The following is a 12,214-nucleotide window of genomic DNA, read 5'->3' as shown; positions in this document are numbered from 1 at the left end:
GTCCCGTCATCGGTAGACAACAGCGGCGAGCGCCAGCGCCCCCCGAACGGGGAATGCGCGGGCGCTCGCCGCTGTTGTCTACCGATGACGGGACGGGGCTCGGCGCCCCGCCCACCGGACAGCTCGAAGGAGCCAGAGGCAGATGGCAGGAACAGGGATGAACAAGGGTCGAGGGGCGCGCGGCAGTGACGACGAGATCGTCTACCGCCGCCACGCGAACGGACGCGGCATGGTCGCTCCCGGATCGCGCGTCTCGGCGACCGCGTACGTGGAGACCGGCGCCTACGTGGAGCCCGGCGCGACCGTGGGCGAGCGCGCCTGGATCGGCGCGGGCAGCTGGGTCGACCGCGACGCCATGATCGGGCACAGCGCCTTCATCGGCGCGAACGTGCACGTCGGGCCCGAGGCGATCATCGGACCGGGGGCGCGGATCGGGAGCTACTCCCGCATCGGACGCTCGGCCGTGATCGCGACCGGCGCCCGCATCGACCGCGACACCGTGGTGCCCGACGGCGCCCGGAAGGGCATCGACGAGGCGAGCGAGAGCGGCCGCCGCGCGGCCTGACCCCCACGACCCTGTTCCGCCGGCTCCCCGGAGCGGCGGAATAGGGTCGTTCCATGTTCGAACTCCACCACCTCAGCGCCCAGGAGCAGTGGGACTGGCTGCAGCGCGGAGAGGTCACGCCTCTCGAGCTCGCCGATCACTACCTCGCCCGGATCGAGCGCTGGAACGGGGAGCTGGGCGCCTTCGCCACCGTGACCGCCGATCGGGCGCGGGAGCGGGCATCATCGCTCGGCACCGGGCCCGGCACCGCTCCGCTCTGGGGCCTGCCGAGCGGCGACAAGGACCTCTGGCGGCGCGCGGGCGTGCGGACCGCATCCGGATCGCGGCTGCGCGAGCACCACGTGCCCACCGCCTCCGACGAGATCGTCGAGGTGCTCGATGCGGCGGGAGCGGTCAGCCTCGGCAAGACCGCGGCGCCCGAGTTCGGGATGCCCTCCTACACCGAGACGCTGATCGGCCCGCCCGCCGTCACGCCCTGGGACACCCGCCTCGGGGCCGGCGGATCCAGCGGAGGAGCGGCGGTCGCCGTCGCCGCGGGACTGCTGCCGTTCGCCCCCGCCTCGGACGGCGGCGGGTCCATCCGCATCCCCGCCGCGGCCTGCGGCCTGGTAGGACTGAAGCCCTCCCGCGGACGCATCGCCGCGCTCTCCGGCATCGGCGGGGTCGGCGGCCTGACGGTCGCCGGGCCGATCACCCGCTCGGTCGCCGACGCGGGCCTCCTGCTCGAGGGCATGCTGGAGCGGACGAACGGCCGCCTCCCGCAGCGCTGGTCGCTCGGCGCGCCCGGTGACGGCGACGGCTCGTTCCTCGGCGCCGCGGTGCGCGGAGAGGGGCGCTTCCAGATCGGCGTGCTGACGGACTCGCCCTGGGACGAGGAGTACGAGATCGCTCTCGCTCCGGAGGCGCGCGCCGCGCTGGACGAGGGGATCGCCGCGCTGGCCGCGCTCGGCCACGGGCTCGAGGAGGCGTCGCTGCCCCCGAGCGCCGCGTACCCCGCCGCGTTCCGGACGCTGTGGCAGAGCGGCGCGGCGACCCTGCCCGTCGAGGGCGCGGACCTCGATCTGCTGGAGCCGCTGACCCGCTGGCTGGTGGAGGAGGGACGCCGGCGCTCCGCCCGCGAGATCGTCGAGGCGGCGTCCTGGCTCTCGGGCTACGAGCGCGCGGTGATCGCGGCGTTCTCCGGCGTCGACGCGGTCCTGACGCCGTCGCTGGCGATGACGCCGCGCCCCGTCGGCTGGTACGACCTCGAGGATCCCGAGCGCAATTTCGAGCAGCAGTGCCTCTACACGCCGTACACGTCCTTCGTGAACGTGAGCGGCCTCCCCGCGATCACCCTTCCGCTGAGCACCACGGAGGAGGGCCTGCCGATGGGAGTCCAGCTGATCGGGCGACCCGGCGGCGAGGCGACGCTGCTGGCGATCGGCGCACAGCTCGAGCGGCGGGCGCGCTGGCAGAGGCGGCACCCGCCGCAGTGGTGAGGGGGGAGGCCGCAGTCGTGACGGGTCCGGGCGCGGCCGCACGGCGGATGGTCAGGTCCGGCTCTGGTCACTGAGGTAAGCCTTGCCTATACTCGAACACGATGTGCATGTTCGAGGACCGCGACGGCTCCGCGCCGGTCGACGTGAAGCAGTTCCTGATCGCGGGCGACGAGACCGTCGTGCCGTGGATCCAGAGCATCCTCGACACCCTCCCCGCGAACGCCCGCGGCCAGGTCTTCGTCGAGGTCGACGACGCGCGCGGACTGCCGCCGCTCGCCGCCCCCGGACGGGTCTGCGTCACCTGGCTCGGCCGCTCCGAGCGCTCGGGCGCCCCCGGCACCGGTGAGCGCTGCTCCCGCGGAGTCGCGCTCGACCGCGCGGTCCGGGCCTGGGTCGGCGAGATGTCGGTCGTCGACGGCGACTACCCGTGGGCCGACGGCCGCCACGACTTCTGCGCCTGGATCGGCGGGGCCGGCCCCGTCGTCGCCGAGCTCGCCGCCGACGTGGAGGCGCGCCTGCGCACCTCCGCCGAGCACGCCGCGCGCTGACCGTCCGCCGGGCGTCCCGGCTGAGTGTTAGGCAAGGCTTACCTTCTGTGCGAGACTGAGGCGATGCCTCCGACGACCGCCGCCCCCGCCCGACCGGCCTACCGGCCGTACCTCGCGACCGTCGCCGCAGCGACCCGGATCGCCCCGCACTTCATCCGCGTGACCCTCACCGGCACCGGCCTCGACCACGTCGGCTGCACCGGCCCCGACCAGCGCATCAAGCTCGTCGTCCCCACCGCAGCCTCCGACGCCCCCGCCTTCCTCGCCTCCGTCTCGGACCCCGACGGACCCGACGGACTCGACCCCGACTGGTACGACCGCTGGCGACAGCTCCCCGACGAGCTCCGGAACCCGCTCCGCACCTACACCATCCGCGCCGTCCGCCCCGAGGACGCCGAGGTCGACATCGACTTCGCCGCCCACGGCGACACCGGACCGGCCTCCGCCTGGGTCGAGAGCGCCCGCGCCGGCGACCAGATCGTCATCATCGCGCCCGACACGCGCTCCCACCTCCCCGGCGGCGGAGTCGAGTTCCACCCCGGCGCCGCCACCTCCCTCCTCCTCGCCGGCGACGAGACGGCCGTCCCCGCCATCGCCGCGATCCTCGAGAGCCTCGACGACGACGCCACCGGAGCCGCGTTCCTCGAGGTCCCCACCGCCCACGACCGCCTCCCGCTCCACCACCCCGCCGGCGTCCACGTCACCTGGATCGTCCGCGCCGACGCGGCAGCCCCCGGAGCGGCCCTCGGCGACGCGGTCCGCGCCTGGGCCACCCGCTTCCTCACCGCCCACCACCGCGGCGTCGACGTCAGCGACATCGACGTCGACCACGAGATGCTCTGGGAGGTCCCCGACGAGAGCACCGACCCCGGCCTCTACGCCTGGATCGCCGGAGAAGCCGGCGCCGTGAAGCTGATCCGCCGCTGCCTCGTCACCGAGCTCGGACTCGACCGGAAGCGCGTGGCGTTCATGGGGTACTGGCGCCTCGGCCGCCAAGAGTCCAACTGACCCGGAGCGCCGCAGGGCGACGTTCTGCGGTGTTGTCGTCGGGCGCGATACCGCCGGTATCGCTTCCTCCTCCGCCTTGCAGAACGACGCCCTGCGACGCTCCGGGCACTGCTCGTAGAGGGTCGGCGCGCCGGAGGCGCGACCGCGGGGGACGGCGCGCCGGAGGCGCGACCGCAAGGGGGACGGCGCGCCAGGGGCGCGACCGCAGAGGATGCGGCGCGCCGGGGGCGCGACCGCGGGGGACGGCGGGCTGGAGGTGCGACCGCGGAGGACGATGCTGATCGAGTGGATCTCGCAGAGGGCATCTCGAGATCCACTCCGACGGATTTCGCGCGTGATCGAGCGGTCCTCGGGTGCCCGGCGAGTCGGGCGATCGCGCCCGGACATGCTGATCGAGCAGCCCTCGGAGAGGGAGTATCGAGATCCACCCCGACCGATCTCGCGGCTGATCGAGAAGCTCGCGGGCACACACCGAGTCGGGCGACCGCGCACAGACCTGCTGATCGGGCAGCCCTCGGAGAGGGTGTGTCGAGATCCTCCCGGCGAGCGCGCCGGGTGCTCCGCGCCGCCCCGCGCCGAGTCGGCGGCGGCGGGGAGCGGCAGCGGCTACAGGGTGGGGGAGACGCCCACGAGGCGGCTGGAGAGAGTCCAGAGGTCGTGGGCGAGAGCGCGGTCGCGGGCCTGGGGGTTCAGGGAGCCGTGCGGCGTCAGCTGGTCGAAGTAGGTGCCGCTGGCGGCGCCGACGTCGGGCTCGGAGGCGAGGGTGATCAGCGGCACCGCACCCGCCTCGGCGGAGATGCCGAAGGAGCCGACCGAGAGGCTCGTCATCAGCTTCATCATCGTGCTGTCGGCGCCGAAGCTCGTCGAGACGACGCCCGGGTGGAACGAGTACGCGTCGACCGACGTCGTCAGCAGGCGCTCCGCCAGCTCGCGGATGAAGAGGATCGTCACCAGCTTCGACGTGCCGTACGCCCGCCAGCCGCCGAGCCACGGACCCCGGCGGTTGTCGAGGTCGTCGAGCCTCAGGCGACCGAAGCGGTTCGCGAGGCTCGCCGTGGAGACGACGCGGACGCCGGCCCGCTCCCTCGAGGTCTCGATCATCCGCGGGAGCAGGAGCCGCGTGAGCAGGAACGGCGCGAGGTGGTTGCTCTGGATCGTCCGCTCGTGGCCGTCGACCGTCTCGGCGCGGTGGGAGACGAGCCCGCCCGCGTTGTTCGCCAGCACGTCGATCCGCTCGTAGCGCTCGAGGAGGCCGTCGGCCAGGGCGCGGACGTCGTCGAGCCGGTCGAAGTCGGCCAGGAACGCGTCCCCTCCCACGTCGGCGGCGACCGCGCGGGTGCGCTCGGGGTTCCGCCCGACCACGGCCACGCGGGCACCGGCGGACGCCAGCGCTCCCGCCGCGACCCGGCCGATGCCGGAGCTCGCTCCGGTGAGGACGACGACGCGCCCCGTCATGTCAGTGACCACGGAGATATCCGCCCTTCTCGAGACCGGCTTCGATCTCGAATCGATTGCGCAGCGGATCGCGACCCGCCACCGTGTACGCGAACGGGAACCACATCCCGTAGAGCCGCCACTGCTCCTTGTGCACGGCCTCGTGCTCGAGGACGCTGTCGGAGACGTTGGTGCCCGTGAGGTAGCTCGTGCCGACGCAGGACCCTCCGCGGCCGAACGCCCAGGAGGGCAGACCGGTGAAGACGACGAGGCCGTGGCTGCGCCGGATCGGGCCCGTGCTCCACAGCGCGCCCCAGGCGAGTCCGACCGCGCACGCGAAGAGGTAGCCCGGCCGGGTGATCGCCGGATCCAGGGCCACCATCGCGACGGCTCGACGGAGCGCGCTCACGCGCTGTCGCGTCCGTAGGTCTCGAGCAGCCGCAGCCAGACCTCGCTGATCGTCGGATAGGAGGGGACCGCGTGCCAGAGGCGCGAGAGCGGCACCTCGCCGACGACGGCGATCGTCGCGGAGTGGATCAGCTCTCCGACCTCCTTGCCGACGAAGGAGACGCCGAGGACGACCTTCCGGTCCTCGTCCACGACCATCCGCGCGGTGCCCGTGTAGCCGTCGGCGGCGAGGGCGGCGCCGGCGACCGAGCCGATCTCGTAGTCGACGACGCGGGTGCGGTAGCCGGCCTTCTCGGCGGCCGCGGCGGTCAGGCCGACCGACGCGACCTCGGGGTCGGTGAAGACGACCTGCGGCACGGCCTCGTGGTCCGCGGTCGCGACGTGCGCTCCCCAGGGGGCGTCGTGGACCTCGGCACCGGTGGCGCGAGCGACGATCACGTCGCCTGCCGCACGGGCCTGGTACTTGCCCTGGTGCGTGAGCAGTGCGCGGTGGTTCACGTCGCCCACCCCGTAGAGCCACGGACGCCCGCCGCCGAGGGGAGCACCGTCGCCGCCCAGCACGAGCATCGTGTCGTCGACCGTCAGCGAGGAGCCGGGCTCGAGGCCCACCGTCTCGAGGCCGACGTCGCGGGTGTGCGGGGCGCGGCCGGTCGCGGCGAGCACCTGGTCGGCCTCGATGACGTCGCCGCCCTCGAGCGTCACGGCCACGGTGCCGTCGGACCGGCGCTCGACCGAGACGGGCGAGTCGTCGAGGCGCAGGTCGACGCCGAGCTCCTGGAGCGCCGAGCCGACGAGCTCGCCGGCGAAGGGCTCGAACGGCGCGAGGAGTCCGCTGCGGGCGACGAGCGTGACGGAGGAGCCCATGCCGGCGTAGGCGGTCGCCATCTCGGTCGCGACGACTCCGCCGCCGATGACGACGAGGCGCGGCGGCACCTCCTCGGCCGAGGTGGCCTCGCGGCTCGTCCAGGGGGATGCCGCGCGCAGGCCCGGGATGTCGGGGACGACGGCGGTGGTGCCGGTCGCGACGGCGACGGCGGAGCGGGCGCGGAGCACGCGCACCTCGTCGTCGGGTCCGGTCACGGTCACCTCGCGCTCGCCGCTCAGGCGGCCGTGCCCGCGGACGAGCTCGATGCCGGCGCCCTCGAGCCACTGCACCTGGCCGTGGTCGTCGAAGTGGCTGGTGAAGGAGTCGCGGCGGGCCAGGAGCGCGGGCACGTCGACTCCTCCGCTCACCGCCTGCGCCGCGCCGGGGAGATCACGGGCGGCGCGGAGCGCCATCGGCGGCCGCAGCAGCGCCTTCGAGGGCATGCACGCCCAGTAGGAGCACTCGCCCCCGACGAGCTCGCTCTCGACGACGGCCGCGGTGAGGCCGCCCTGGACCGCGCGGTCCGCGAGATTCTCGCCCACCGGTCCTGCTCCGATGACGATGACGTCGAACTCGTCCGTCGTGCTGCTCATGCTGTCTCCCTGGGGTTCTCGGAGGCGTCGAGCCCCGTCGTCGGTGGGTGCCCGGCGCTCAATGCGCCGGCACGATCTCGGCCCGCCAGCCGTCGTAGCGGCCGCCGTGGCTCTCGACCGCCTCGATCACCTGGCGGAGGAACGCGGTGGTCGACTCCTCGTCGACCGCGGCGTGGTGGCTCGCGACGAGGACCTGCCTCAGCCTCAGCCGCGAGATCGCGATCTGGAAGCCGGAGGCCACGAGGACGCGCCCGGCCCGTCGTGCGGTGCTGCGGCGGGAGAAGACGGCGAAGTGGTCGACCTCGCGCAGCTCCCACACCTGGTCGCCGTAGCGGAGCCGGATCTCGAGCTGCTGCGCGGCGCGCTCCTGCTGCGCCTCGAGGGAGGAGCCGCCGGGCGCCGTGACGGTGGTGCTCTCGTCGCTCATCGTCCGGTGAACTCCGCCGTCGTGCGCTGGAGGAAGGCCTCGGTGCCGATGCGCGCGTCCTCGGACGCCGCGAGACGCGCGAGCGCCCCGGGGAGCGCGGCCGCGGCCTCGGCGTCGGACGCGGCGACCGCGAGCCGGGCACTGGCCAGGGCGGCCTGCACGGCGAGCGGCGCCTGCGCGGCGATCCGGGCGGCCAGACCCCAGGCCGCCTCGGCGACCGTCCCGTCGGGGACGACCTGCTGCACGAGGCCGATGCGGTGGGCCTCCTCGGCGTCGAAGAGGTCGCCGGTGAGGATCCAGCGCATCGCGTCGCCCCAGCCGACGGCGCGGGGGAAGCGCAGCGTCGCTCCGCCGAAGGGCAGGATGCCGCGGGCGACCTCGATCTGGCCGAAGCGGGTGGACCGCTCGGCGAGGACGACGTCGCTCGCGAGCGCGAGCTCGATGCCGAGCGTGAGGCAGGTGCCCTGGAGGCCGATGACCACCGGCTTGCTCACGGGGCGGGTGCGCAGGCCCCAGGGGTCGAGACCGCCCTCGGGCACGAAGTCGAGGCCGTCGGAGCCCAGGCGGGGCCCGATGTCGGCGAGGTCGAGCCCGGCCGTGAAGTGCCCGCCCTCGGCGAGGACGACGCCGGCGCGCAGCTCCGGGTCGCGGTCGAGCTCGCCGTACGCGGACGCCAGCTCCGCGAGCAGCCGCAGATCGGCGGCGTTGCGCTTCTCGGGCCGGTCCAGCACGATCGCGAGCACGGTCCCGCGCCGCTCGGTGCGCACGCGCGGTCTCTCGTCGCTCATCGTTCCTCCGCTCGGTCGCGTCCGACCATCTTGCCGGGTGCCGCCGACACGCGCTCGGGCTTGCGCGCCGATGGCAGGGCTCTCTCAGGCCCCGCGGGACAGAGCGCCGAGGAGGCGGAGGATCGTGGGCAGGTCGTCCTCGGCCGCCGTCGGCGACGACGGGGCGAACGAGGTGACGCCGGCGCCCGCGAGCGGGAAGCGGGACCGGAGGGCGTCGAGGCTCGCGACGAGGCGCGAGGCGGGCACGCCGAAGGGCACGGGGTCGAACAGCCCGGCGAGGTCGGCGGGGTCGAGCACGTCCAGGTCGAGGTGCACGTAGACGGAGGCGGCACCGGTCGCCTCGACCGCCGCGACGAGCGACTCCGGGTCGAGGGCGTCCGCGGTCAGCACCGCGGCCCCCCGCTCGACCAGCGGCTCGAGCTCGCCGTCGTCGGCGGAGCGGACACCGGCGAGGACTACGCGCTCGTCGGCCACCCGCTCCTCGGCGCCCGCGCTCAGGAGGCCGACGCCGCGGCCCAGCGCGGCCGAGAGGACCATGCCGCAGAAGGCGCCGCTGGGGGAGGACTCGGGAGTGTGCGCGTCCGGGTGGGCGTCGAGCCAGACCAGCGCGACCGGGTCCGGTGCCGAGCGCACGGCGTGCCCGATCGCCGCGAACTCGACGCCGCAGTCGCCGCCGATCGTGATCACGGGACCGGTGCGGCCCGAGAGGGCCTCGCGCACCCGCTCGGCGACGGTGGCGACCGAGGCGTAGCGGCGGATGCCGGTGTCCTGGGCGTCGCCCGCCTCGGCGGGGATGTCGAGGGTCGTGGTGGCAGAGGAGGGCAGATCGCCCCGGATCGCCTCGGCTCCGTCGACGAGGCGCATCGCGCGCGTCGACGCCGAGCCCTGCCACTGGGGGACGACGAGGAAGGAGGCCATGTCCCTCACTATGGCACGCGCGCCGCTGCCGGGTGCCTGCGTCCTCAGGCCGCGGGCAGGCCTCCGGGGACGGCCGCGGGGCGGAGCGACGGGGGCGCGCCGTCGAGGTCGACCAGGGCCTCGTCGAGTGCGGAGCGGGCGCGGTCGGCGGCGGCGCGGGCCTCGTCCAGAGCGCCGGCCGGATCGCCTGCCGCACGGCGCACCGCGGTGTCCAGCTGCCCGAGCGTCTCCTCGGCGAGGATCCGGGGTGCCGCGGTGATGCGCTCGCCGTGCACGGCGGCCAGGAGCAGCACCGACTCGGCGCCGAGCCGGGCCGCGGTGCGCGCCGCCTCGAACAGCAGGAGCTGGCGCTCGGCCTGGGCGCGCGGCTCGCGGTACCCGGAGACGACGGCGTCCAGAGCGGAGTCGGCGTCGAGCAGCAGGACCAGCAGCGCGGCCGGATCGTGGCGGGCGCCGGCCGATCGGGCGTCGTCGGCGTCCAGGAGGAGCGACCGTGCCGCGGCGCACGCGACGGCCACGTCGGCGGCGGAGGCGAGCTGCGCCGAGGTGCGCAGGTCGGAGAGGGTGGCGGCCCGCTCCAGGTCGTCCCGCACGGAGCGCTCGACGCCGCTCAGCTGCACCTCGGCGCGGGTCACGAGCCCGACCAGCGAGTCGACCGCGTCGAGCAGGGCGCCGGGATCGGGGGAGCCGCCGGCGGCGACGTGCTCGACGGCCTCGCGCAGCGGTCGGACCCGGCGCTCGGGAGTGGTCCCGGCGAGGACGGAGACCTCGGAGCGCGCCTGCTGCACGCGCTCCAGGAGGGACGGGCTCGGCGAGGTCACTCCGTGATCGTACGGCCGGAGTGTGACACCGCGTGACACGGCGGTTCGACCGGCGGCGGCGGCGTGCCCAGGATGGAGTCATGACCCGCTCACTCGCCATCGTCGAGGTCGCCCGCGTGCGACCGGGCCGCGAGGAGTACCACGCCTACGTGCAGATCCTGAACGGCCGCATCCTCGCCCTCGCGCACGAGCGCGGCTGGCGGGCGGAGCGCTTCGCCGCCGAGGAGCTGGGCACGGAGGAGCTGCTGGCGCGCACGGCGGGGGCGGACGCCCTCGTCCTCGCGGGCGGCGAGGACATCGCTCCCGAGCAGTACGGCGCCGACCGCGGCTACCCGGCCGAGGGCCCCCACGCGGAGCGCGCCGACGCCGCCCAGATCGCGCTGGTGCACCGGGCGCTGGCCCGCCGGACCCCGCTGCTGGGCATCTGCCGCGGCCTGCAGATCGTCAACGTCGCGCTCGGCGGCACGCTGGTGCAGGACCTGGGGCCGGAGGCGGAGCACGTCAACGCGGAGGCCCCTGCTCACCAGCGCATGCACCGGCACGAGGTCGGGCTCGCGGCGGGCTCCGTGCTCGGCGGGCTCTTCGGATCCGAGGCGCTCGCGGTGCAGAGCGCGCACCACCAGGCGGTCGACCTGCTCGCTCCGGGGCTGCGGGTCGTCGCCCGGGCGGAGGACGGCGTGATCGAGGCCGTCGAGCACGTCGCGGCCCCCCTCGTGGGTGTGCAGTGGCATCCCGAGGACCCGGACGCTCCCGCCGGTCAGCTGGCGACGCTGCTCGACGGGCTGGCGCTCGCCGCCGCCCGCGGGGAGTTCGCGCTGCCCGTCGCCGCCTGAGCGGCCGGGGCTCCCCGCGGGCGACCGGCCTCAGCGGGCCAGTCGGGCCATCCACGCCTCGATGTCGTCGGCCGAGCGCGGGATGCCGGCCGAGAGGTTCTCGGCGCCGTCGGAGGTGACGAGCACGTCGTCCTCGATCCGGACGCCGATGCCGCGCAGCTCCTCCGGGACCGTGAGGTCGTCGGGCTGGAAGTAGAGGCCGGGCTCGATGGTGAAGACCATGCCCTCCTCGACCAGTCCGTCGAGGTACATCTCGCGCCGTGCGCGGGCGCAGTCGTGCACGTCGAGTCCGAGGTGGTGGCTGGTGCCGTGGACCATGTAGCGGCGGTGCTGCTGGTTGTCGGCCTCGAGCGCCTTCTCGGCGCTGACCGGCAGCAGGCCCCACTCGGCGGTGCGCCGCGCGATGACGGCCATCGCCGCGGCGTGAACCTCGCGGAAGCGGATGCCGGGGCGGACGATCGCGAACGCGGCGTCGGCCGCCTCCCGCACCGTCTCGTGCACCCGGCGCTGGGCGTCCGTGTAGCGGCCGTCCACCGGGAAGGTGCGGGTGATGTCGGCGGTGTAGTAGCTGTCCTGCTCGACGCCGGCGTCCAGCAGCACCAGCTGGCCGGGGCGCACCGGCCCGTCGTTGCGCGTCCAGTGCAGGATGCAGGCGTGGGGGCCCGCCGCGGCGATGGTGTCGTAGCCGACCGCGTTGCCGTCGGCGCGCGCGCGTCCGTTGAAGACGCCCTCGATCAGGCGCTCGCCCTTCTCGTGGGCGATGATGCGCGGCAGGTCGGAGAGGACGTCCTCGAAGCCGCGGCCCGTCGCGTCGACGGCGGCGCGCAGCTCGGCGATCTCGTAGGCGTCCTTGACCAGGCGGAGCTCGGCGATGTCGCGCTCGAGCGCCGCGTCGCGGTCCGCCCGCTCGTCGGCCTCGACCGCGTCGAGACGGCCGGTCACCGCCGGGTCGGCCTCGCGGAGCACGGCGAGGGGGACGCCGTCGTGCGCGTCGAGGACCGCGTCGAGCTCGGCGATCCCGCGGGTGGCGAGGCCGAGATCGCTCGCGACCTGCGCGAGCGACGGACGCGGCCCGATCCAGAACTCGCCGATCTCGGGGTTGGCGTAGAACTCGTCGGAGTCGCGGCCCGCGCGCTCGCGGAAGTAGAGCGTCGCGCTGTGGCCGGACCCGGCGGGCTCGAGGACGAGCACCGCGCCGGGCTCGGAGTCGGAGCCCCAGCCGGTGAGCCAGGTGAAGGCCGAGTGCGCACGGAACGGGTAGTCGGTGTCGTTCGCGCGCTGCTTGAGGCGGCCCGCCGGGATGACGATGCGCACGCCGGTGTGCAGCGCGGAGAGGCGCTCGCGGCGGGAGGCGGCGAAGGACGCCTGCTCGCGCGGAGCAGGCAGCGGCTCCTCCCGCTCGGCCCAGCCGGACGCGATGAAGTCGCGGAAGCGGTCGGAGGCGGGGGTCGTCGAGCGGTTCGCGGTGGCGCGGGGGCGCGTTCCTCGAGGTCCCCACCGCCCACGACCGCCTCCCGCTCCACCACCC

At 74.9% G+C, this 12,214-nt stretch carries 13 protein-coding genes; 5 read left to right on the top strand and 8 right to left on the bottom strand.

Annotation, left to right across the window (positions count from 1 at the left end; genetic code table 11):
• Positions 1-142 precede the first annotated feature (142 nt).
• The 4 genes from C5C56_RS16740 (at position 143) to C5C56_RS16725 (ending at position 3,599) form a co-directional block, all read left to right on the top strand.
• Positions 143-565: a transferase gene (locus tag C5C56_RS16740; protein WP_104225025.1), complete on the top strand. Its 423-nt coding sequence runs from the start codon at positions 143-145 to the stop codon at positions 563-565.
• 53 nt (positions 566-618) lie between these two features.
• Positions 619-2,043, top strand: a complete 1,425-nt coding sequence (locus C5C56_RS16735; RefSeq protein WP_104319972.1) for an amidase — start codon at positions 619-621, stop codon at positions 2,041-2,043.
• Positions 2,044-2,150: 107 nt separating this feature from the next.
• Positions 2,151-2,591, top strand: a complete 441-nt coding sequence (locus C5C56_RS16730; protein WP_181027263.1) for an SIP domain-containing protein — start codon at positions 2,151-2,153, stop codon at positions 2,589-2,591.
• 63 nt (positions 2,592-2,654) lie between these two features.
• The gene (locus C5C56_RS16725; RefSeq protein WP_104319971.1) at positions 2,655-3,599 is read left to right on the top strand and encodes a siderophore-interacting protein; all 945 of its coding nucleotides are present in this window, start codon (positions 2,655-2,657) and stop codon (positions 3,597-3,599) included.
• A gap of 606 nt (positions 3,600-4,205) precedes the next feature.
• On the opposite strand, the gene C5C56_RS16720 is transcribed toward C5C56_RS16725, so the two are convergent.
• The 7 genes from C5C56_RS16720 to C5C56_RS16690 all read right to left on the bottom strand — a co-directional run bounded on the left by C5C56_RS16720 (position 4,206) and on the right by C5C56_RS16690 (position 9,853).
• Complete coding sequence (locus C5C56_RS16720) at positions 4,206-5,066, bottom strand: SDR family NAD(P)-dependent oxidoreductase (RefSeq protein WP_244230659.1); 861 nt, start codon at positions 5,064-5,066, stop codon at positions 4,206-4,208.
• Positions 5,056-5,415 (bottom strand): Fe-S oxidoreductase, encoded by a 360-nt coding sequence (locus tag C5C56_RS16715; RefSeq protein WP_104273845.1) that lies wholly within the window; start codon positions 5,413-5,415, stop codon positions 5,056-5,058. Before C5C56_RS16715 ends, C5C56_RS16720 begins: the two co-directional genes overlap by 11 nt.
• Positions 5,416-5,438: 23 nt before the next feature.
• Positions 5,439-6,899, bottom strand: a complete 1,461-nt coding sequence (locus C5C56_RS16710) for an NAD(P)/FAD-dependent oxidoreductase (protein ID WP_104319970.1) — start codon at positions 6,897-6,899, stop codon at positions 5,439-5,441.
• A 58-nt stretch (positions 6,900-6,957) separates the two neighbouring features.
• A complete protein-coding gene (locus C5C56_RS16705; RefSeq protein ID WP_104225032.1) occupies positions 6,958-7,326 on the bottom strand; it encodes a ribonuclease E inhibitor RraB in 369 nt (122 codons plus the stop codon).
• Positions 7,323-8,114, bottom strand: a complete 792-nt coding sequence (locus tag C5C56_RS16700; protein ID WP_104319969.1) for a crotonase/enoyl-CoA hydratase family protein — start codon at positions 8,112-8,114, stop codon at positions 7,323-7,325. The genes C5C56_RS16705 and C5C56_RS16700 overlap by 4 nt, the downstream gene beginning before the upstream one ends.
• An 84-nt stretch (positions 8,115-8,198) precedes the next feature.
• Positions 8,199-9,032, bottom strand: coding sequence for an arginase family protein (locus C5C56_RS16695; RefSeq protein ID WP_104319968.1), 834 nt, complete (start codon positions 9,030-9,032; stop codon positions 8,199-8,201).
• Positions 9,033-9,076: 44 nt separating this feature from the next.
• A complete protein-coding gene (locus C5C56_RS16690; protein ID WP_104319967.1) occupies positions 9,077-9,853 on the bottom strand; it encodes a hypothetical protein in 777 nt (258 codons plus the stop codon).
• A gap of 80 nt (positions 9,854-9,933) precedes the next feature.
• On the opposite strand from C5C56_RS16690, the gene C5C56_RS16685 reads away from it, so the two are divergent.
• The gene (locus C5C56_RS16685) at positions 9,934-10,686 is read left to right on the top strand and encodes a gamma-glutamyl-gamma-aminobutyrate hydrolase family protein (RefSeq protein WP_104319966.1); all 753 of its coding nucleotides are present in this window, start codon (positions 9,934-9,936) and stop codon (positions 10,684-10,686) included.
• A gap of 30 nt (positions 10,687-10,716) precedes the next feature.
• Here the strand turns inward: C5C56_RS16685 and C5C56_RS16680 are convergent.
• Positions 10,717-12,214 (bottom strand): aminopeptidase P family protein (locus tag C5C56_RS16680; RefSeq protein ID WP_258065706.1); only part of this gene is annotated, 1,498 nt, incomplete at its 5' end.

The organism is Rathayibacter sp. AY1D1 (assembly GCF_002932635.1).
In the GTDB taxonomy this organism is placed as follows: domain Bacteria; phylum Actinomycetota; class Actinomycetes; order Actinomycetales; family Microbacteriaceae; genus Rathayibacter.
Note: the sequence above shows the minus strand (reverse complement) of the source record. Positions and strands in the feature narration are given on the sequence as shown.